20 protein-coding genes are annotated in these 21163 nt (G+C 68.0%); 16 read left to right on the top strand and 4 right to left on the bottom strand.

Annotated elements, in window-relative coordinates; translation table 11 throughout:
* Window positions 1–88 precede the first annotated feature (88 nt).
* The 10 genes from RN02_RS08580 (at window position 89) to RN02_RS08540 (ending at window position 10646) form a co-directional block, all read left to right on the top strand.
* A complete protein-coding gene (locus tag RN02_RS08580) occupies window positions 89–1270 on the top strand; it encodes a hypothetical protein (protein WP_051879288.1) in 1182 nt (393 codons plus the stop codon).
* A 292-nt stretch (window positions 1271–1562) separates the two neighbouring features.
* A complete protein-coding gene (locus RN02_RS08575; RefSeq protein WP_043273317.1) occupies window positions 1563–2507 on the top strand; it encodes a LysR substrate-binding domain-containing protein in 945 nt (314 codons plus the stop codon).
* Between the two features lie 212 nt (window positions 2508–2719).
* A complete protein-coding gene (aldA, locus tag RN02_RS08570; RefSeq protein WP_043314091.1) occupies window positions 2720–4144 on the top strand; it encodes an aldehyde dehydrogenase in 1425 nt (474 codons plus the stop codon).
* Window positions 4145–4229: 85 nt separating this feature from the next.
* Window positions 4230–5531, top strand: a complete 1302-nt coding sequence (locus RN02_RS08565) for an MFS transporter (RefSeq protein WP_407733072.1) — start codon at window positions 4230–4232, stop codon at window positions 5529–5531.
* Window positions 5528–6745, top strand: coding sequence for a mandelate racemase/muconate lactonizing enzyme family protein (locus RN02_RS08560; protein ID WP_043314089.1), 1218 nt, complete (start codon window positions 5528–5530; stop codon window positions 6743–6745). The genes RN02_RS08565 and RN02_RS08560 overlap by 4 nt, the downstream gene beginning before the upstream one ends.
* Before the next feature lie 53 nt (window positions 6746–6798).
* A complete protein-coding gene (locus tag RN02_RS08555; protein ID WP_043314088.1) occupies window positions 6799–8448 on the top strand; it encodes a GMC family oxidoreductase in 1650 nt (549 codons plus the stop codon).
* A gap of 93 nt (window positions 8449–8541) precedes the next feature.
* A complete protein-coding gene (locus RN02_RS08550; protein WP_043314087.1) occupies window positions 8542–9123 on the top strand; it encodes a DJ-1/PfpI family protein in 582 nt (193 codons plus the stop codon).
* Between the two features lie 33 nt (window positions 9124–9156).
* Window positions 9157–9459 carry a ribbon-helix-helix domain-containing protein gene (locus RN02_RS08545; protein ID WP_043314086.1) on the top strand — a complete coding sequence of 101 codons (303 nt, stop codon included), beginning with the start codon at window positions 9157–9159 and terminating at the stop codon, window positions 9457–9459.
* A gap of 420 nt (window positions 9460–9879) precedes the next feature.
* A complete protein-coding gene (locus tag RN02_RS32175) occupies window positions 9880–10047 on the top strand; it encodes a YhfG family protein (RefSeq protein ID WP_009615782.1) in 168 nt (55 codons plus the stop codon).
* A gap of 2 nt (window positions 10048–10049) precedes the next feature.
* The gene (locus tag RN02_RS08540) at window positions 10050–10646 is read left to right on the top strand and encodes a putative adenosine monophosphate-protein transferase Fic (protein ID WP_043314085.1); all 597 of its coding nucleotides are present in this window, start codon (window positions 10050–10052) and stop codon (window positions 10644–10646) included.
* A 143-nt stretch (window positions 10647–10789) separates the two neighbouring features.
* Here RN02_RS08540 and RN02_RS08535 read toward each other — a convergent pair whose 3' ends face one another.
* Window positions 10790–12313 carry a fumarate hydratase gene (locus RN02_RS08535; RefSeq protein ID WP_043314084.1) on the bottom strand — a complete coding sequence of 508 codons (1524 nt, stop codon included), beginning with the start codon at window positions 12311–12313 and terminating at the stop codon, window positions 10790–10792.
* Between the two features lie 254 nt (window positions 12314–12567).
* Here RN02_RS08535 and RN02_RS08530 point away from each other — a divergent pair, with 254 nt between their 5' ends.
* From RN02_RS08530 to RN02_RS08520, 3 genes are read left to right on the top strand one after another with little or no spacing between them, the layout of a single operon-like run.
* Complete coding sequence (locus RN02_RS08530; RefSeq protein WP_043314083.1) at window positions 12568–13695, top strand: GGDEF domain-containing protein; 1128 nt, start codon at window positions 12568–12570, stop codon at window positions 13693–13695.
* Window positions 13688–14623, top strand: coding sequence for an iron-sulfur-binding ferredoxin reductase (locus RN02_RS08525; protein WP_043314082.1), 936 nt, complete (start codon window positions 13688–13690; stop codon window positions 14621–14623). Before RN02_RS08530 ends, RN02_RS08525 begins: the two co-directional genes overlap by 8 nt.
* 48 nt (window positions 14624–14671) lie before the next feature.
* Entirely contained in the window at window positions 14672–15445 is a 774-nt protein-coding gene (locus RN02_RS08520) for an enoyl-CoA hydratase-related protein (protein ID WP_043314081.1), read from the top strand.
* 649 nt (window positions 15446–16094) lie between these two features.
* On the opposite strand, the gene pyk is transcribed toward RN02_RS08520, so the two are convergent.
* From pyk to RN02_RS08505, 3 genes are all read right to left on the bottom strand, one after another.
* Window positions 16095–17546 carry a pyruvate kinase gene (gene pyk / locus RN02_RS08515; RefSeq protein WP_043314080.1) on the bottom strand — a complete coding sequence of 484 codons (1452 nt, stop codon included), beginning with the start codon at window positions 17544–17546 and terminating at the stop codon, window positions 16095–16097.
* A gap of 65 nt (window positions 17547–17611) precedes the next feature.
* A complete protein-coding gene (locus tag RN02_RS08510) occupies window positions 17612–18541 on the bottom strand; it encodes a universal stress protein (RefSeq protein ID WP_043314079.1) in 930 nt (309 codons plus the stop codon).
* Window positions 18542–18605: 64 nt separating this feature from the next.
* The gene (locus tag RN02_RS08505) at window positions 18606–19412 is read right to left on the bottom strand and encodes a tetratricopeptide repeat protein (RefSeq protein ID WP_043273300.1); all 807 of its coding nucleotides are present in this window, start codon (window positions 19410–19412) and stop codon (window positions 18606–18608) included.
* Between the two features lie 101 nt (window positions 19413–19513).
* On the opposite strand from RN02_RS08505, the gene RN02_RS08500 reads away from it, so the two are divergent.
* The 3 genes from RN02_RS08500 to RN02_RS08490 all read left to right on the top strand — a co-directional run bounded on the left by RN02_RS08500 (window position 19514) and on the right by RN02_RS08490 (window position 20806).
* Window positions 19514–19885 carry a tetratricopeptide repeat protein gene (locus tag RN02_RS08500; RefSeq protein ID WP_043314078.1) on the top strand — a complete coding sequence of 124 codons (372 nt, stop codon included), beginning with the start codon at window positions 19514–19516 and terminating at the stop codon, window positions 19883–19885.
* Window positions 19886–19961: 76 nt separating this feature from the next.
* On the top strand, window positions 19962–20387 hold the full coding sequence (locus tag RN02_RS08495) for a DUF4124 domain-containing protein (RefSeq protein WP_043314077.1): 426 nt from the start codon (window positions 19962–19964) through the stop codon (window positions 20385–20387).
* A 59-nt stretch (window positions 20388–20446) separates the two neighbouring features.
* Window positions 20447–20806, top strand: a complete 360-nt coding sequence (locus RN02_RS08490; RefSeq protein WP_009615807.1) for a PilZ domain-containing protein — start codon at window positions 20447–20449, stop codon at window positions 20804–20806.
* The last annotated feature ends 357 nt before the right edge of the window (window positions 20807–21163 follow it).

Raw genomic sequence — 21163 nt, 5'->3', positions numbered from 1 at the left:
GGCTAGTTTCGGCCGCGCACAAGGTGTGGGGGGAGTGTCCGCGCCGGTGCGCCGAATAACGACAAGAACTTCGCCGAGGCTTTCCATTGTGGCCAGATTTCCCCTGCCGCGCCGCTGTGCGCACCTGCTGTTTCCCGTTCTGCTGACTTGCAGCGCCGCCGCCCTGGCGGTGCCGGTGACGGACGAACTCGACGTCGGCGGCGCCATCCGCGCGCGCTTCGACCACGACCCGGACCGCGACATCGACAAGGCCGGCTTCGACACCCTGATGCTGCGCGCCACCTATACCTCCGACAGCTGGATAGGCGCGGCGCGCTACCGCTTCTACGGCAAGCAGTACCCCTACCAGTACACCGACCACATCGGCGACGTCGCCTTCGCCGAGTACGCCTGGGTCGGCTACCGCTTCGACGCCGAGCGCCAGGTGCAGGTCGGCCTCAACCAGATTCCCTTCGGCCTGCAGCCGTTCTTCGGCAGCACCTTCTACGAGACCCTCGGCAACGTGGTGGGCCTGGAGGACGTCTCGGCGGTGGGCGCCAAGTACATCCAGCAGCAGGGCGACTGGAACCTGCAGGCGGGCCTGTACGGCCGCCCGGCCTGGCCGGGGCGCGGCACCAGCAACGGCAGCACCTACTCCACGGTGGTGACCTCGGCCGACGACTACGTGCCCGAGGGCACCCGCAACCAGGAACGGCAGATCGTGGTCGCGCGCCTGGCGCGCTCGCTGCAGCTGGGCGACTGGAAGTCCGAGGTGGGCGTGTCGGCCCTGACTTCGCGCCTGGAGAACAAGGACACCCACGACGCCGGCCGGCGCAACGCCTACGCCCTGCACTACCTGGGGCAGAACGGCCCCTGGGGCGTGCAGCTGCAGGCCGGGCGCCAGCAGATGTCGCCGCGCAACCCGGGCAGCGACGAGGTGGTCAGCTTCGGCGGCTACGACGGCACCTTCAACGTCGCCAGCCGCGGCAACCTCTACGTCGGCGACCTCAGCTACAGCTTCCCCGGCACCTTCGTCGGCGGCTGGGTGAGTGGCCTGAAGGTGTACGGCAACTACAGCCGCTTCGACAAGTCGGCCAGCGGCTTCGACGCCTCCGAGCGCTTCATCCTCGGCACCTCGTTCTCGGTGCGTTCCTTCTACATCGCCGTGGAATGGCTCAATGGCCGCAACGACCCCTACATCGGCGGCAGCAGCTACACCGACAGCCTGGCCCAGGGCGGCACCGACCACTGGGAGAACCAGCTCTACGCCAACGTCGGTTATTACTTCTGAAAACCTGTCTACGACCTGCTGCGCGTCGGCATAACTGCGTTGAAGACAGGCGAGGAATGCTCATTTAGCGGCCTAAACTCCGCTTCCTCGCCTGTCTGACTCGCTGCGCTCGCCCTTCGGGCCAGCCTTCGGCTGTTACTCCCGTTGGTCGTTGCGCCTTGTTCTGCTCTAGCTCGCGAGGTCGTAAACAGGTTTTGAGTGAGGAGCCTTTGCGGCCGCGGTGACTCCGCGGCCGTTGCCATACTCCAATGCGCATGCCGCGTCCAACGGGGGCGCGAGGGGAGGGCCAGCGATGAAGCGCAAGATCCCGGCGCTCAATGCACTCAAGGCGTTCGAGGTGGCCGGCAGCACCGGCAGCTTCACCCGCGCCGCCGAACTGCTCAACGTCACCCAGAGCGCGGTCAGCCGCCAGGTGCGCCAGTTGGAGGAGCAGCTCGGCGAGCCGCTGCTGCAGCGCCGCCACCACCACCTGCAACTGACCGACGCCGGGCGCATGCTGCTGCGCGCGTTGCAGCAGTCGTTCGACCGTATCGAGCTGACGGTGCGCGGCATCCAGCAGCGCCAGCACCTCAACCGCCTGCGCCTGAACGCCCCGCCGACCTTCGCCAGCCGCTGGCTGCTGCCGCGCCTGGGGCGCCTGCGCGAGGCCCATCCGGGGCTGGAGGTGACCCTCACCACGCACCTGCAGGACAGCCTGGCCGAGACCGGCACCCTGGACTGCGCCATCCGCTTCGGCAACGGCGAGTGGGAGGGCCTGGACAGTTCGCTGCTGATGCACGAGAAGCACATCGCCGTATGCGCGCCGGGCCTGCTGGCGCAGCGCGAGGAACCGGAGCAGGGGATGCCGCTCAATGGCATGACCCTGCTGCACGTGCTGGCCCGCGACGACCAGCGCTACCTGACCTGGCGCCACTGGCTGGACGCGGCGAAGATTCAGGGCGTCGACTTGCAGGGCGGCTACGAGTTCGACCTGTTGGACATGGCCATCCGCGCCGCCATCGACGGCCTGGGCGTGACCATGGCCGACCGCCAGATGGTGGCCCGCGAGCTGGTGGCCGGGCAGTTGGTGCAACTGCTCGACGTGCAGGTGGACGGCCACCAGTCCTACTGGTGGGTGAGCCGCCCGGGGCAGGAACTTCCGGAGCACGTGGAGCGCTTCCGCGACTGGCTGCTGGAAGAGGTGCGCCTGGCCGAGCGCAGCCTGGACAACGCCGCGCACATCGTCAGCCCGCGCTGAAACGCCGCCGGGTAACATGCGAAAAACGCAGGTTGCCCGGCGCTATTAATCGTTTGTCCGGCCTGCCGCGCCTGTCGAAACTTGGCCATCCAAGAACGACAAGAGTGTTTCCCATGCCTGCCCGCACCCGCCTGCCGGCGCGGCCTAGCGCCCGCCCCGCGTCGCTCCTGTCGTTCCTCCGCCACCGCGCTGCTTGAACCACAGGAATGCCCATGCGTACTGACCAGAACTTCATCGACGGCCGTTTCCGCGACTGCTCCGTGGCCGCCCGCATCGCCGTGTCCGACCCGGCCACCGAAGCCTGCATCGCCGAGGTGCCGGCCGCCAGCGAGGCCGAGGTGCGCCAGGCCGTGGAAGCCGCGCAACGCGCTCAGCGCGACTGGGCCAGGCTGCCGGCCATCGAGCGCGGCGAATACCTGCGGCGCTTCGCCGAGGCCATCGAGCGCAACGCCGCACGCATCGGCGAGGCGCTGGCCCGCGAGTCCGGCAAGAGCCTGCAGGACGCCACCAACGAGGCGGTCTACGCCGCGCAGATCACCCGCTATCACGCCGAGTGGGCGCGGCGCATCGAGGGCGAGGTGATCCCCAGCGACTCCCGCGACGAGACCATCCTGCTGCAGCGCGAGCCGATCGGCGTGGTGGCCTGCCTGATCCCCTTCAACTACCCGGTCTACACCCTGCTGCGCAAGGTCGCCCCGGCGCTGATCACCGGCAACACGGTGGTGGTGCGGCCGAGCAACAACACCCCGACCTCGGCCTTCGAGATCGCCCGCGCCGCCGCCGAGGCCGAGCTGCCGGCCGGCGTGTTCAACGTGCTGACCATGGTCCACGAGGTCGCCGCTACGCTCTGCCAGCACCCGGCGGTGGGCATGATCACCCTGACTGGCAGCGTCGGCGCCGGGCGCACCGTGCTCGACTACTGCAAGGCCAACATCGCCAAACCGTCGCTGGAACTGGGCGGCAAGACCCCGGCGATCATCGAGGCCGACGCCGATCTGGAGCAGGCGGCCAGCGCCATCGCCGCCTCCAAGACCACCCACTGCGGCCAGCTGTGCACCGCCATCGAGCGCGTGTACGTGCAGGCCAGCGTGCACGACCGCTTCCTCGCCCTGCTGCGCGACAAGCTTGCCGCGGTGCGCAGCGGCGACCGCAGCGAGGACCCGAGCCGCATGGGCCCGCTGGTCAACGAACGTTCGCGCCAGGAAATCCATGCCAAGGTGCAGCGCGCCCTGGCCGAAGGCGCGGTGCTCGAGTGCGGCGGCGTGCTGCCGGAAGGGCCGGGGCACTTCTACCCGGCGACCCTGCTGAGCAACTGCCGCCAGGACATGGAGATCGTCCAGGAGGAAATCTTCGGCCCGGTGCTGCCGGTGCTGCGCTACGAGAGCCTCGACGAAGCCCTGGCCATGGCCAACGACCACCAGTTCGGCCTGTCCTCGGTGCTCTACAGCGAGAACTACCGCACGGCGATGAAGGTGGCCAACGCCATCGAGGCCGGCGAGCTGTACGTCAACCGCACCCCCGCCGACCCCTACCAGGGCTTCCACGCCGGCTGGAAGCGCTCGGGCCTGGGCGGCGACGACGGCAAGCACGGGATGCTGGAGTTCACCCAGACCCGCCTGGTGGTCCTGAAGTACTGACGAGCCGCGCCGGGCGCCTGCCTATGCCCGGCGCGCGCCGCGCTTTTCCGACAACCCGCCGGTGCCAGCGCCGGCCACGAGACGCATGATGAAAAAAACAATAAGTGCAGAGGCCATGCCCATGGCCGCTCCGTCCAGCGCCAACCTGTCGCGCTACCTGCAACTGGCGTTGCTGGTGCTCGCCGCCGGCGCCATCTACCCCATGCTCTACCTGCGCCAGGTGTACCAGAGCACCATGCTCGAGGCCCTGGCCATCAGCAACAGCGAGCTGGGCTACCTGTATTCCATCCTCGGCAGCGCCTTCCTGGTCAGCTACCTGCCCAGCGGCTGGCTGGCCGACCGCATCTCGCCGCGCTACCTGATCAGCTTCTCGCTGCTGGGCACCGGCGTGCTGGGCCTGTGGTACGCGCAGCTGCCCGGCTTCCAGGCGCTGCTGGCGATCTTCTGCGGCTTCGGCATCACCACCGGGCTGACCTTCTGGGCCTCGCTGATCAAGCGGGTGAACATGCTCGCCGGCGAGGCCGAGCAGGGCCGCTTCTTCGGCGTGCTCGACGGCGGCCGCGGGCTGGTGGAGGCGCTGCTGGCCACCGTGGCCATCGCGCTGTTCGCCTACGTCACCGAAACCCGCGGCGAGCGCAACGCCGAGGGCCTGCAACTGGTCATCCACCTCTACGCCGCCTGCTGCATCGTCCTCGGCGTGGTGCTGATGATGCTGCGCGACCCGCAAGGCGTGCGCGGCGAGCGCGCCGCCTCGGGCAAGGGCAACCTGCTGGAAGACCTGCGCACCCTGGCGCGCATCCCCGAGCTGTGGCTGGTGACCGCCATTGTCTTCTGCGGCTACCACTTCTTCTGGGCCACCTACAGCTTCTCGGCCTACCTGCAGGAAGGCGGCTTCGGCCTGAGCGCGACCATGGCCGGGCTGATCACCACCATCAAGCTGTGGATGCGCCCGGTCGGCGGCATCGGCGGCGGCTGGCTGGGCGACCGCTTCTCCAAGACCGGGGTGCTGACCTGGGCCATGCTGCTCTCGGCCCTGGGCATGCTCGGCCTGGTGCTGCTGCCGAGCCTGCACGTGCTGAGTGTGCTGGTGTTCCTGGTGATCTTCATCGGCCTGATGACCTACGCCATCCGCGGCCTGTACTGGGCCATCCTCGACGACTGCCACATTCCGCTGCGCGTCACCGGCCTGGCCATCGGCATCATTTCCCTGGTCGGCTACTCGCCGGACGTCTTCCTGCCGCTGCTCAACGGCTGGATCACCGACCGCTTCCCCGGCTTCGTCGGCTACCAGATCTACTTCTCCTACGTCGTGGCGGTGGGCCTGCTGGGCGTGGTCGCCACCCTGATCCTGAAGAAACGCATCGACAAGAGAGCGCGCGAAGCATGAAAGTCGTCTCCCTGCAGACCCACGTGGTCGCCGTCCCCCCGCCGCACATCGGCGGCATGTACTGGCTGTTCGTGACCCTCAAGACCGACTGCGGCATCGAGGGCGTGGGCGAAATCTACGCCGCTACCTTCCATCCGAAGGCGATGGTCCCGGTGATCGAGGACGTGTTCCAGCGCTACCTGCTGGACCAGGACCCGCACCACATCGAGCGCTTCTTCCGCCGCGCCTACTCCAGCGGCTTCACCCAGCGCCCCGACCTGACCATGATGGGCGTGGTCAGCGGCCTGGAAATGGCCTGCTGGGACATCGTCGGCAAGGCGGCGAACAAGCCGGTGTACGAGCTGCTCGGCGGCAAGGTCCACGAGCGCCTGCGCTCCTACACCTACCTGTACCCGAAGAACGCCCGGGGCGAGTACGACTACTCCGACGCGGACCTGGCCGCCGAATGCGCGGTGCACAACATGAACCTGGGCTTCACTGCGCTGAAGTTCGACCCGGCCGGGCCCTACACCGCGTTCTCCGGCCACCAGTTGTCGCTGGAAGTGCTGGAGCGCTGCGAAACCTTCTGCCGCAAGATCCGCGAAGCGGTGGGCAGCAAGTGCGACCTGCTGTTCGGCACCCACGGGCAGATGGTGCCGTCCTCGGCCATCCGCCTGGCCAGGCGCCTGGAGAAGTACGACCCGCTGTGGTTCGAGGAGCCCATTCCGCCGGGCCAGGAAGAGGCCATGGGCCAGGTCGCGGCCAAGACCAGCATCCCCATCGCCACCGGCGAGCGGCTGACCACCAAGTACGAGTTCTTCCGCCTGCTGCAGGCCGGCGGCGCGTCCATCCTGCAGATGAACGTCGGGCGCTGCGGCGGCCTGCTCGAAGGCAAGAAGATCGCCTCCATGGCCGAGGCCTTCTACGCGCAGATCGCCCCGCACCTGTACAACGGCCCGATCGGCGCGGCGGCCAGCTTCCAGCTGGCGACCTGCACGCCGAACTTCCTGATCCAGGAAAGCATCGGCACCTGGGACGGCTTCCACGCGGAAATCCTCAAGAGGCCGCTGCACTGGGAAGACGGCTACATCATCCCCTCCAGCGAGCCCGGCCTGGGCGTGGAGCTGGACATGGACGTGGTGCGCCGGCATTCCCCCTACACCGGCGAGCGCCTGCACCTGCAGATGGGCCCGGAGCCGGTCGACGTCAAGGACAACGCCCCGGCCAAGGGCTGACACCCGCGCCCGCGCCGGCCGGCGCGGGCCCCCTTACTTGCGGTACGAGATTCATGACTTACGACTACATCATCGTCGGCGCCGGCTCGGCCGGCTGCATCCTGGCCAGCCGCCTGAGCGAGTCCGGCGAGTACAACGTCCTGCTGCTGGAGGCCGGCGGCAAGGATTCCTCGCCCTGGTTCAAGGTGCCGGTGGGCTTCGCCAAGCTCTACTACAACCCGACCTTCAATTGGATGTACTACAGCCAGCCGCAGCAGCAGCTCGCCGGCCGCCAGCTGTACGCGCCGCGCGGGAAGGTGCAGGGCGGCTCCGGCTCGATCAACGCGATGATCTACGTGCGCGGCCAGGCCCACGACTTCGACGACTGGGCGGCCAACGGCAACGACGGCTGGTCGTTCAAGGAAGTGCTGCCGTACTTCCGCAAGCTGGAATCCCACCCGCTGGGCGACAGCGAGTACCACGGCGGCAGCGGGCCGATCCGCATCAGCCCGATGAAGGGCCACACCCACCCGATCTGCGACGCCTTCCTCAAGGGCTGCGAGGAACTCGGCTACCCGCGCAGCGAGGACTTCAACGGCGCGCACTTCGAAGGCGCCGGCATCTACGACGTCAACACCCGCGACGGCCAGCGCTGCTCCAGCAGCTTCGCCTACCTGCACCCGGCGCTGGGCCGGCCGAACCTGAACATCGAGCGCCACGCCCGGGTGGAGCGCGTGCTGTTCGACGAGAACAGGCGCGCCGTCGGCGTGAGCCTCAGCCAGCACGGCGTGCAGCGCGAATTCCGCGCGCGCCGCGAGGTGATACTGGCGGCCGGCGCGGTGGATTCGCCGAAGCTGCTGCAACTCTCCGGCGTGGCCGACCGCGAACTGCTGCGCCAGCACCAGATTCCGGAAGTGCTGCACCTGCCGGCGGTGGGCAAGAACCTCCAGGACCACCTGTGCGTCAGCTACTACTACAAGGCCAACGTGCGCACCCTCAACGACGACTTCGGCTCGCTGCTGGGCCAGGCCAGGCTGGGCCTGGAGTACCTGTTCACCCGCAAGGGCCCGCTGTCCATGAGCGTCAACCAGAGCGGCGGCTTCTTCCGCAGTGACGAGGGCCAGGCGCACCCGAACCTGCAGCTGTACTTCAACCCGCTGTCCTACCAGATTCCCAAGAGCAGCAAGGCCAGCCTCAAGCCGGAGCCGTACTCGGGCTTCCTGCTGTGCTTCAACCCGTGCCGGCCGACCAGCCGCGGCGAAGTGCGCATCGCCTCGAAGAACCCGGCCGACGCGGCGCTGATCGACCCCAACTACCTGAGCACGCAGAAGGACATAGACGAGGCCATCCAGGGCAGCCGGCTGATCCGCAGGATCATGAATGCCCCGGCGCTCAAGGCGGTGACCGTGGAGGAGGTGCTGCCGGGCCCGGCGGTGCAGTCCGACGAGGCCATGCTGCAGTACTTCCGCGAGAACTGCGGCTCCATCTACCACCTGTGCGGCAGCTGCGCCATGGGCGCCGACCCGCAGTCCAGCGTGGTCGACAAGCGCCTGCGGGTGCACGGCATCGAGGGCCTGCGCGTGGTGGATGCGTCGATCTTCCCCAACGTCACCTCCGGCAACACCAACGCGGCGGTGATGATGGTGGCGGAGAAGGGCGCCGAGCTGATCCTGGAGGATGCCCGCCAGGTCCAGGTCGAAATGCAGCAGCGCCTGGCGGTGTAGTAGCGGCCTATTACCCGCCGCGGCGGGGAGTGGCTAACCTGTCTGGCATGCCCGGCCACCCATGGCCGGGCCCCTGCCCGGAGGAATGCTGCGATGGCCGCGAAGAAGATCCTGATGCTGGTCGGCGACTACGCCGAGGACTACGAAACCATGGTGCCCTTCCAGGCGCTGCAGATGGTCGGCCACGTCGTCCACGCGGTGTGCCCGGACAAAAAGGCCGGGCAGAGCGTGCGCACCGCCATCCACGACTTCGAGGGCGACCAGACCTACAGCGAGAAGCCGGGGCACAACTTCGCCCTCAATGCCGACTTCGCTGCTGTTCGCGCTGAAGACTACGACGCGCTGCTGATCCCCGGTGGCCGCGCCCCGGAATACCTGCGCCTGAACGCCAGGGTGATCGAACTGGTGAAGGCCTTCGACGCCGCCAAGAAACCCATCGCCGCCGTCTGCCACGGCGCCCAGCTGCTGGCCGCGGCCGGCGTGCTGAAAGGCCGTTCCTGCAGCGCCTACCCGGCCTGCGGCCCGGAAGTGAAGCTGGCCGGCGGCGAATACGTGGACATCCCGGTGGACGCCGCCCACGTCGACGGCAACCTGGTCAGCGCTCCGGCCTGGCCGGCGCACCCGGCGTGGCTGGCGAAGTTCCTCGAAGTGCTCGGCACGAAGATCAGCCTGTAGACTGGCGTTCGCGTCTATAGAAGGAGGCAGAGCATGTGCGAACTCTACGTGAAGGCCGACCCGATCCTCTACGAGTCGCGTTCCCGCTCCCTGCGCATCCGCGGCGTGGTCACCACCCTGCGCCTGGAGAACCAGTTCTGGGACATCCTGCGGGAGATCGCCGAAGTGGACGGCATGAGCACCAACCAGCTGATCGCCAAGCTCTACGACGAGGTGATGGACTACCGCGGCGAAGTGGTCAACTTCGCCTCCTTCCTGCGCGTGAGCTGCACCCGCTACCTGTCCCAGCGCCGCGACAACATCGTGGAGCTGAGCCGGGTGCCGCGCAGCGCCTGATCCCCGGCCCTGTAGGAGCGGACCCTGCCCGCGATTTCGCGCGCAGGGCGCGCTCCTACATGGGAATGCCGCAGGCGGCGCTTTTCGTAGGATGGCGTTGAGCGAAGCGATACCCATCAGCGCAACTGAGCCGGGTGCCGCGCAGCGCCTGATCCCCGACCCTGTAGGAGCGGGCCCTGCCCGCGATTTCGCGCGCAGGGCGCGCTTCTACATGGGAATGCCGCAGGTGGCGCTTTTCGTAGGATGGCGTTGAGCGAAGCGATACCCATCAGCGCAACCGCATGGGTTTCGCAAGCTCAACCCATCCTACGAAGAGCGCCTTGGTGCAATCGCGGAGGAATCCGCGCCGGGGAATACGCGGCCAAGTCGCGCCAGCTCACGTATAATGGAATTTCAGCCCCTGAAGCGAGGCATCGACTGGTGAAAACCCCCAGCCTGGAAGCCAAGAAGGCCTACTGCGCCAAGACCCGTCGTTCCAACTACGCGGCCAGCCTGCGTCTGGAAGGCTACGAAGTTACTGAGAGCGACGCCGCCCGCGAATTGCCCAGCCGCGAAGCGGTCCTGCGCGCCTACCGCAAGCAGGCCTGAGCCTGGACAAGTACGGCGCCGGCCAGGACCCGTACTGCTATCCGGGTACGAACGTCCTGCGCAATCGCCTCGATCTTCACAGCGATGACCTGTTGTCCCGCGCCGAGCGCGACCTTTCCGAAATCGCCGCCAGCCATCTCGACTTCGAACCGCCGCCTTACGACCTGGCATACCTGAAACGCATCCACCATGTCCTGTTCCAGGACCTCTACGACTGGGCCGGGCAGATTCGCAGCGTGGATATCTCCAAGCGCGACACCCTTTTTTGCAACGTCAATCGCATCGAACCGGAAGCGGACAAGATTTTCCGCGCCATGGCGCGAGCCAACTGGTTCGAGGGCCATGAGCGTGAGCGACTGATAGTGGCCGTGGCCGAGCATTACGGCGACCTCAACATGATCCACCCGTTCCGCGAGGGCAATGGCCGGGCCCAGCGCATCCTGTTCGAGCACCTGATCGTCAACGTCGGCTTCGAGGTCAGTTGGTGGGCGGTGGAAGAGAACGAGTGGATTGGCGCCAATATCGACGCAGTGCTCTGCGACTACAGGGCGCTGGAACGCATCTTCGCGCGCTGCATCGGCCAACCCATCGGATCGTAGGGCGGATGACCGTTCGCGGTTATCCGCCGTTGACGTTGGCGCGGTGGCGGATAACGCCTGGGGCGTTATCCGCCCTACGGTTTCCGCAGATATGAAAAAGCCCGGCGCATGGCCGGGCTTCTTCCTGGCGCGAAAGCGAAGGCTTACTTCACTTCCACCGCCAGGCTGTGGGCGATCTTGTCTTTCCAGATCGCCGGGCCGGTGATGTGCACCGACTCGCCGTTGGTGTCGACCGCCACGGTCACCGGCATGTCCTTCACGTCGAACTCGTAGATCGCTTCCATGCCCAGTTCGGCGAAGGCCAGGACCCTGGACTTCTTGATCGCCTGGGCCACCAGGTAGGCGGCGCCGCCGACGGCCATCAGGTACACGGCCTTGTTGTCCTTGATCGCCTCGATGGCGATCGGGCCGCGCTCGGACTTGCCGATCATGCCCAAGAGGCCTGTGCTTTCCAGGATCTGCCGGGTGAACTTGTCCATGCGGGTGGCGGTGGTCGGGCCGGCCGGGCCGACCACTTCGTCGCCTACCGGGTCGACCGGGCCGACGTAGTAGATGAAGCGGCCCTTCAGGTCCACCGGCAGTTCTTCGCCCTTGTTCAGCATGTCGACCATGCGCTTGTGCGCGGCGTCGCGGCCGGTGAGCATCTTGCCGTTGAGCAGCAGGGTCTCGCCCGGCTTCCAGCTCTGCACTTCTTCCGGGGTGATCTTGTCCAGGTCGACGCGGCGCGCGGAGGGGCCGGCTTCCCAGACGATTTCCGGGTAGGCGTCCAGCGGCGGGGCTTCCAGCTCGGCCGGGCCGGAGCCGTCGAGCACGAAGTGGGCGTGGCGGGTGGCGGCGCAGTTGGGGATCATGCACACCGGCAGCGAGGCGGCGTGGGTCGGGTAGTCCATGATCTTCACGTCGAGCACGGTGGTCAGGCCGCCCAGGCCCTGGGCGCCGATGCCCAGCTGGTTGACCTTGTCGAACAGCTCCAGGCGCAGTTCCTCGATGCGGTTCTGCGGGCCACGGGCCTTCAGTTCGTGGATGTCGATCGGGTCCATCAGGACTTCCTTCGCCATCACCGCGGCCTTTTCGGCGGTACCGCCGATGCCGATGCCGAGCATGCCCGGCGGGCACCAGCCGGCGCCCATGGTCGGGACGGTCTTGAGCACCCAGTCGACGATGGAGTCGGACGGGTTGAGCATGGCCATCTTCGACTTGTTCTCGGAGCCGCCGCCCTTGGCCGCGACGTCCACTTCCACGGTGTCGCCCGGGACGATGGAGTAGTGGATCACCGCCGGGGTGTTGTCCTTGGTGTTCTTACGCGCACCTGCCGGGTCGGCCAGGATAGAGGCGCGCAGGACGTTCTCCGGCAGGTTGTAGGCGCGGCGCACGCCTTCGTTGATCATGTCGTCGACGCTCATGGTGGCGCCGTCCCAGCGCACGTCCATGCCGACGCGGACGAACACGGTGACGATGCCGGTGTCCTGGCAGATCGGGCGGTGGCCGGTGGCGCACATGCGCGAGTTGATGAGGATCTGCGCCATGGAATCGCGGGCGGCCGGCGATTCTTCGCGCAGGTACGCCTCATGCATGGCCTGGATGAAATCGACCGGGTGGTAGTAGGAGATGAACTGCAGGGCATCGGCGACGCTCTGGATGAGGTCGTCTTGCTTGATCACGGCCATGGAGCACGGTCCTCTTCAGGCGGGTATGTCAGGCGGGAATCTCAGGCGGCTAAGCCACGTACACCGAACGCGTCCGGTCAGGCACCGGCGCAAAAAGGGCGCCGTAGTATAGCGCCGTGCCAGGGCCGGGCGCACGCGCCGGCGATCCGACCTTGGTCGGCAGGGGCGGCAAGCGCCCACTTTCCGGTCGGCTAGGCATGCTGTGGCTTTGATAGTAGAGTGAGGTCCAAGTGCCATTACGGGATGGAGCCCCCATGAGCACACCGAGTTCCCCGCTGAAGCAGCGCGCCCTCCAAAAACTATTGTTCAGGCGGTTCGGCATGGCCCTCGGCACCTACGCGATGGCCCTGCTGCTGCTCTGGCTGACCGTGATCGGCGACTTCTACCATGGCTCCCCGGCGTTGGCGCTGGCCGCCACCCTGTGCGCCGTGGCCAGCCAGGCGGTGTTCTTCTGGCTATTCGCCAGCGGCCGCAACCAGCGCTTCGTCGACGCCAGCCTGACCGAGCCGCAGGTGCTGGTGGCGCTGGTCTGGACCACCTTCTTCCTGGCCCACGTCGACAGCGTGCGCGGCACCCTGATGGTGCTCTACGTGCTGATCCTGCTGTTCGGCGTGTTCCAGTTGCAGCCGCGGGTGTTCGCCCGTTGCGCGGGCCTGGCCTTCATCGCCTTCGCCGGCCTCAATCTCTGGGAGGCCTTCCGCCAGCGTCTGCAATTGCCCGGGCAGGCCGTGCTGCAGCTGCTGGTGCTGTTCATCGTGCTGGTCTGGCTGACGCTGTTCGCCGGCTACGTGCAGGCCCTGCGCCAGCGCATGCGCCAACGCCGCTACGCGCTGCAGGCGCACCAGGACACCCTGCGCGGGATGATGCGCCAGCTGGAAGACCTGGTGGCCACCGACGAACTCACCGGGTTGTTCAACCGCCGCCACTTCCTGCGCCTGGCCGGACGCGCGCTGGACGATCTGGACGAGGGGCAGCGCCACGGCCTGGCGCTGATCGACCTGGACCACTTCAAGCGCATCAACGACGTCCACGGCCATTCCGCCGGCGACCGCGTGCTGCAGACCTTCGCCGCAGTGGCGCGGGCCTGCCTGCGGGAGGGCGACGTGCTGGCGCGCTACGGCGGCGAGGAGTTCGTGCTGCTGCTGCCCGAGGCCGACAGCGACCGCCTCGCCGCCTGCTGCGAGCGCCTGCGCCAGGCCTATGCGGCGGCCGAGCCGATGGGCGTGGAGATGCCGGTGCTGAGCCTTTCCGCCGGCATGACGCTGCTGCACAGCGGCGACGATCTCGACGAGGCCTTGCAGCGGGCCGACCAGGCGCTCTACCGTGCCAAACGCAGCGGACGCAATCGCTGCGAGGCGGCATGGGAGGAGAGCGATGCCTGAACTGCGTGCCGACGGCCGACACTGGGAAGTGGCCACCGGAAGCAACCTGCTGGATGCCCTGCGCGCCGAGGGGATCGCCATTCCCTACAGCTGCCGCGCGGGCAGTTGCCATGCCTGCCTGCTGCGCTGCAGCGGCGGCGAGCTGCTCGACGATCGCCCCGAGGCGCTGGACGCCGCGCGCCGCGCCGAGGGCTGGCGCCTGGCCTGCCAGTGCCGGGTGGTGGCGGACTGCGCCGTCGAGGTCTTCGACCCCCAGCGTGACGGCCTGCCGGCGACGGTCGCCGAGCTGGATTGGCCAGCGGCGGACATCCTGCGTCTGCGCCTGCAGCCGCAACGCCCCTTGCGCTACCGCGCCGGCCAGCACCTGGTGCTGTGGCTGGGTGAGGTGGCGCGGCCCTATTCCCTGGCCAGCCTGCCGGGCGCCGAGCCCTGGCTGGAATTCCACATCGCCTGCCAGGCCCCCGGCGCCTTCTGCGACGCGGCGCGCCAGCTGCGGGGGGGCGACGAACTGCGCCTGGGCGAGTTGCGCGGCGGCGCGTTGCATTACGACGCCGAATGGCAGGAGCGACCGCTGCTGCTGATGGCCAGCGGCACCGGCCTGGCGCCGCTGTGGGGCATCCTGCGCCAGGCCCTGGACGAAGGGCACCAGGGGCCGATCCGCCTGCTGCACCTGGCGCGCACGCCGGCCGAGCACTACCTGGCGGCGGAGCTGGCGGCGCTGGCCGCGGCCCATCCCGACCTGCAGGTGGCGCTGGCGCTGCCGGCCGATCTGGACGCGCATCTGGCGCAATTCCGCCTTGTCTCGCGGCGAAGCATCGCCTTACTCTGTGGCCAGCCCGCCAGCGTCGAGCGCTTCGCCCGCCACCTGTACCTGGCCGGGGTGCCGCGCGGCCAGACCCTGGCCGACCTGTTCCTCTCCCACGCCTGAGCCGGGTCGCAGAGCCCGGCCGCCACAGCCTGCTGCCAAGGAGTTGCCATGAGCCAACAGATTCTCGTCGAGCGCGAGCAGGGCCTGCTGACCCTGCGCCTGAACCGCGCGGACAAGATGAACGCGCTGACCCGGGAAATGTACGCGGCCCTGGCCGACGCCCTGGAGGCCGCCGAGCACGACCGTGGCGTGCGCGTGGTGCTGATCGCCGGCAACGCCGAGTGCTTCACCGCCGGCAACGACATCCACGATTTCCTCCAGTACCCGCCCAGCGGCCAGGACAGCCCGGTGTTCCGCTTCATGCGCGCGCTGATGGAGTTCAGCAAGCCGGTGCTGGCGGCGGTGGCCGGCCCGGCGGTGGGCATCGGCACCACCCTGCTGCTGCACTGCGACCAGGTCTTCGTGGCCCGCGGCGCCAAGCTGAAGATGCCCTTCGTCAACCTCGGCCTGTGCCCGGAGTTCGGCTCCAGCTTCCTGGTGCCGCGCCTGCTCGGCCACGTTCGCGCCGCCAGTCTGCTGATGCGCGGCGACGGCTTCAGCGGTGAACAGGCGGTGGCCTTCGGCATAGCCAACGAAGCCCTGGCCGACGGCGCCGCCGCCCTCGAACGCGCCCGCGAAGCGGCCCAGAGCCTGCAGGCCCTGCCGCCGGCGGCCCTGGCGCTGAGCAAGCGCCTGCTCAAGGCGCCGTACATGGACGAGCTGCGCAAGGTGGTGGCGGAAGAGGGCGAACTGTTCGTCCAGCGCCTGAGTTCGCCGGAAGCCCTGGAGGCCCTGAGCGCCTTCACCCAGCGCCGCCAGCCGGACTTCTCGCGCCTCGCCTGAGCTGGCCAGCTGCCCACAGAAACTGTGGGCAGAGCTGTGCATAACCTTGGGGCCAACTGCCCGGGCGCCCGCCGGGCCTGGGTTGGGCGATGTTGTGCGGTATTTGATCCATCGCCCGTTCCGCTGCCGGCCGGGGCCTTCGTAAGTGCCTGATTTGCTGGGATTGTCCTACAGTCAGCCGGTGGCGCGAGCTGTGCGATCAGCGCACCGGGCTTGCCCACAATAACTGTGGGAAGGCCTGTGGATAAGCTTGGGGCGGAAGGGCCGGGGGCGCGTGGTTGCTGGGGTTGGGTGGCTCTGGCCGGGTTTTGATCAACTGACTTGAAGGCGGCCGTGGCGATGGGGGCGCACGCCGGTTGGTTTTGGATGGTGGCTTGGCCGCTGCCCTCTCCCTAACCCTCTCCCTGAAGGGAGAGGGGACTGGTTCGGCGCGAACTGTAATCGCGGTGCTTTCCGGCAACTTTGGTGTTGCCGGCGAAAACCATTATCCCCGTTGGCACGGACGGCCCCCTCTCCCTTCAGGGCGGGGCGCGCAGCCGAGGGCTGGGGAGAGGGTGCGGGGCTGGGCGAAAGTAATGAACCACAGGTGACTCCCTCCCCAAAAAAACAAAGGCCGCCCAAAGGCGGCCTCCATCACTCACCATCCCACTCAGACCAACAGGTCCCCCACGTGCAGCACCTTCATGGTGTTGGTGCCGCCCTGGGTGGTGTAGCTGTCGCCCTTGGTCAGGATCACCCAGTCGCCCTTGGTCACCACGCCGCGTTGCAGCAGCGCGTCCACGGCTTCCTGGCTGACGCGCTCCGGCGGCAGCGCGGCCGGGTCGAAGGGGATGGTCTCGACGCCGCGGAACAGCGCCACGCGGGCCTGGGTCTCGCGGTGCGGGGAGTAGGCGAAGATCGGCACCGAGGAGCGGATGCGCGACATGATCAGCGGGGTGTAGCCGCTTTCGGTGAGGCAGATGATCGCCTTGATGCCCGGGAAATGGTTGGCGGTGTACATGGCCGCCAGGGCGATGCTCTCGTCGCAGCGCTCGAAGGTCTGGCCCAGGCGGTGGCTGGATTTCTTGGTGGTCGGATGCTTTTCCGCGCCCTGGCAGATGCGCGCCATGGCCTGGACCGCTTCCACCGGGTACTCGCCGGCGGCGCTCTCGGCCGAGAGCATCACGGCGTCGGTGTAGTCGAGCACGGCGTTGGCCACGTCCGAGACTTCCGCGCGGGTCGGCATCGGGTTGTGGATCATCGACTCCATCATCTGCGTCGCGGTGATCACCGCCTTGTTGTAGCGGCGGGCGTGCAGGATGATTTTCTTCTGGATGCCGACCAGCTCGGCGTCGCCGATTTCCACGCCGAGGTCGCCGCGGGCCACCATCACCGCGTCGCTGGCGCGGATCAGGCCGTCCAGCGCCTCGTCGTCGGCCACCGCTTCGGCGCGTTCGATCTTGGCCACCAGCCAGGCCTTGCCGCCGGCCTCCTGGAGCAGGCTGCGGGCGTATTCCATGTCCTTGGCGTCACGCGGGAAGGACACGGCGACGTAGTCCAGGTCCATGCTCGCGGCCAGCTTGATGTCGGCCTTGTCCTTTTCGGTCAGGGCCGGCGCGGTCAGGCCGCCGCCGCGGCGGTTGATGCCCTTGTGGTCGGACAGCGGGCCGCCGATCAGCACTTCGCAGACCAGCTCGTCGGCCTTCACCTGCTTCACCACCATGACCACGCGGCCGTCGTCCAGCAGCAGCTCGTCGCCCACGCCGCAGTCCTTGACCAGGTCCGGGTAGTCGATGCCCACGACTTCCTGGGTGCCGGCGTCGCGCGGGTGGCTGGTGGAGAAGCGGAAGCTGTCGCCCACGGCCAGTTCGATGCGCTTGTTGGCGAACTTGGCGATGCGGATCTTCGGCCCTTGCAGGTCGCCGAGCAGGGCGACGAAGCGGCCATGCTTGGCGGCCAGGTCGCGCACCAGTTGGGCGCGGGCACGGTGCTCGTCGGGGGTGCCGTGGGAGAAGTTCAGGCGGGCGACGTCGATCCCGGCGAGGATCAGCTGCTCGAGGACTTCGGGGGACTGGCTGGCTGGGCCGAGGGTGGCGACTATCTTGGTGCGGCGGACGGACATGCGGGACTCCTTGGAAGACGAGCGAGCGGGCCGGCGGCGGGAGCCGGGCCGGCCCGGCGGCCATCTTACCCCTTTTCCGATGACGGTTCGCCTGCCGGCTTGAGCACCAGCAGGTCGCACTCGACTTCTTCCAGCACGCGCTCGGCGGTGTGGCCGATCAGCGCGCTCTCCAGCTGGCCACGGGCCACTGCGCCCATCAGCAGCAGGTCGATGCCCTGGTTGCGGACGAACTCGGGGATCACCTCCTCGGGGAAGCCCTGCAGCAGGTGTGTGTCGCCGGCGGCCATGGCCGGGTGGGCGGCCATCAGCATGTGCAGGGCCTGGCGGTGGTGTGCTTCGGTGGCCTTCAGGTGTTCGTCGTAGCTGCCCAGCAGCTGGGCGTCGAAGGCCAGGGTCTGCGGCAACGCCACGTAGGCGTGCAGGTAGCTCGCGTGCAGGCCCAGGCGGCGGTTCAGCTCCAGCGCCGCGGCGATCAGCCGGCGGTCCAGCTTCGCCGGCTTGTCGCCCTCGTGCAGCGGGTCGAGGGCGGCGCACAGCTTGCGCCCTTCCCAGGTGCCGTGGTGGACCAGCCACAGCGGCGTCTCGCAATGGCGGATCAGCTGCCAGTCGGTGTTGGTCAGGAACAGGCGCTTGAGCAGGCCGTGGCGGCTGCTGGACTTGAGCACCAGGTCGGGCTGGTGCTCGGCCACCGCGGCGAGTATCTCGCGGTACAGCGGCTTGCCCCAGCGGGTGTGGCAGCGCACGTCCAGGCCGGCCTGGCGCAGCGGCGCGGCCAGCTTGTCGAGCCAGTCCAGGCGCTCGGTCTGCTGCAGGATGCGCACCCGCTCCAGTTCGTGCTGCGGGATCAGCAGGCCGTTGTCCAGCGCCGGGTTGTAGTCGCACACCAGCAGCGCCACGCTGGCGCCGCTGCGCTCGGCGATCCACTGGGCGCGGGTCAAGGCTGGCTGGTCGTCGCGGGTGGGGTCGATGACCACCAGCAGGTGCTGCAGTTTCATGGTCGGCTCCTCGCTTGGCTGCTGCCATTGCAGTGCAAGCGTAGCCGGCCCGGCTTGACCTGCGTCAGTCGCCGCCCTGGTTCAGCGCCTGGTCCAGGTGGCGCGCGGCCTTGTTCGCCAGCTCGCCGTCGGGGTAGTCCACCAGCAGGTGGCGCAGGTAGCCGATGGCCTTGGCGCGGCTGGGGTGCGGGTTGTCGGGGGCCATGTACATCAGGCCCAGTTGGTACAGCGCCTTCTGCTTGATGTCGGCGGGGATGGCCGGGTCGTTGACCGCCAGCAGGTACAGCTGCTCGGCCTCGGCGACGCGGTCCTTGAGCACCGCGCGGCGCGACAGCAGGGTCATGTCCGGGTCGAGGCTGGTCTTGTTCAGGTCGAGGTTCTGCTGCGGCTTCCAGGTGGCCAGCAGCTCGCGGGCGTTCTTCTGCACCGGCTCCTTCGCCCGCTGGCGGATCATCAGGATGCGCGCGTCGGCGTGGCTGGCCGCGGCGGTGCCGGGGAACTCGCGGTCGATGCGCTGGAAGTAGTCCAAGGCCTTGGCGTCGTCGCGCTGGTCGTTGTAGCGGCTCATGTAGATCAGGCCGATCTGGTACAGGGCGATGGCGCGCACGTCCGGGCTGTAGCGGCTATTGTCGTAGCCGCTGAGGTAGAGCCGCTCGGCCTCGGCGCTCTGGTTGTCGCGGATGGCCTGGGCGCTGTAGGTGAGCAGGTCGCCTTCCTCTTCCACCGCGGCGGTCATGCGGTCGCTCTTGAGCTTCTTGTACTCGGCGACTTCGCCGGTGGTGACCTGGGCGACGAACAGCGGGGTGGTCGGCGAGCAGGCGGCCAGCAGGCCCAGCAGGACGGCGAGGGGCAGGGCGGGGTGCAAGCGCATGGCATCTCCTTGGCGCCGGGGCGGGTTCCCTGCGCAGTCTAGTGATGCCCTTCAGCGCGGCCAAGGCGCGCCGATACAGTTCCCAACGGAGGATATGCCCCATGCGAACCCTGTGCATCCTGGCCCTGGCGGCGAGTGTTACCGGCTGCAACAGCTGGTCGACCAACAAGAACCTGGACAACGCCTACCGCGCCTACGAGCGCGGCGATTGCGAGCAGGTGATGCTCGACCTGTCGCGCGCCGAGCGCAAGAGCCGCGCGCGGCCCTGGCTGCAGCCGGAGATCTCGATGCTCCGCGGCCTGTGCCTGGAGCGCCAGAAGTACTACGTCGACGCGGCGCAGACCTACGATTTCATCATCGCCCGCTACCCGAGCAGCGAATATGCCTACCGCGCCAAGGCGCGCCTGGAGACGCTGCGCCAGAATGGGCGCCTGACGGGCGAGGCCGCCCAACCGTTGCCGGTGCGTCCCTGACCGCCGGTCGTTGCCGCCTTGAGCGGGCCCGGGTGCTCGCTAAGCTCAAGAGGCTGCCTTCAAGGAGGGGGTTGCGATGCGTGCGTTGCTGTGCCTGTGCATGGCCCTGGCCTCCTTGCTGGCAGCGGCCGACATCTATCGCTGGACCGATGCCCAGGGCAAGGTGCATTTCAGCGAAACCCCGCCGCCCGGCGCCCAGCGCGTCGAAGTCCGGCCGCAGGTGGTCGAACGCGATGCCGCCACGCGCGAGCGCGAGGAGCGTACCCGCCAGTTCTACCAGGCGCGCAGCGAGGAGCAGGCCGCGGCGCGCAGCCGTGCCGCCGAGCAGCAGGCCAAGGCGGGCGCCGAGTGCGACCGCCTGCGCGACCAGTTGGCGACCTTGCAGCGCGGAGGTCGCTACTACTCCACAGATACCAAGGGTGAACGCCTCTACTATAGCGACGAGCAGATCGATGCCGCTCGTCGCTCGCTGGCCGAGCGGGTGGCCGAAGGTTGCCGTTAGTGCTGGCCGCAGGGCGGTCGCGCCGTCATACTGGGTAAAACTCATAGCGAATAGCCATTATGCGTCATCAACGACACATAGAGCGCCATCAGCTGCCGTACTACCTGAAGGTGTTCAATAGCATCACCGACAAGCCCATGGGCTACCTGGGCAACGTATCGCTGGACGGCATGCTGCTGATCAGCCAGCTGCCGATGCTGGTGGGCGGGCGATTCGACATGCGCCTGAAGATTCCCGGGCAGGACGGCAAGCTCCAGCACATCGACTTCAGCGGCACCTGCCAGTGGTGCCACGAAGACGTCACCCCGGGCAGCTTCGACTCCGGCTTCAGCCTGGTGGCGCCGCCGGCGGAGTACGTCGAGCTGGTCGAAGCGCTGCGCCGTTATTTCAGTTTTCGCCGCCAGGTGGAGTCGGTCTGAGCCGCGGGATGCGCTGAACCGACCTGGGCGGTAGTGAAGGAAAGGGAAATATCGGCGGTACGCGAATGATACGTGTAGGACGGGCCCTGCCCGCGATTCGCGCGCAGGGCGCGCTCCTACATGTGCGTGGCGTGTGGGGCGACCCGTAGGAGCGGATCTCATCCGCGAATCGCGCCGATACGCCAGGCTATCGCGGACAAGGTCCGCTCCTACGAGTGCGGGAGAAACGCCGTCGTAGGATGGTGTTGAGCGAAGCGATACCCATCGCCACCGTCGGCCGTGCCACCGGGACGTCCGGCGGGGCCGGTGAATCCAATCGCGGACGGAGTCCGCTCCTACATCCGTGCTTCCCTGGAA

Origin of the sequence: Pseudomonas sp. PI1 (assembly GCF_000812405.1) — a bacterium.
Lineage (GTDB): Bacteria > Pseudomonadota > Gammaproteobacteria > Pseudomonadales > Pseudomonadaceae > Pseudomonas > Pseudomonas citronellolis.
Note: the sequence above shows the minus strand (reverse complement) of the source record. Positions and strands in the feature narration are given on the sequence as shown.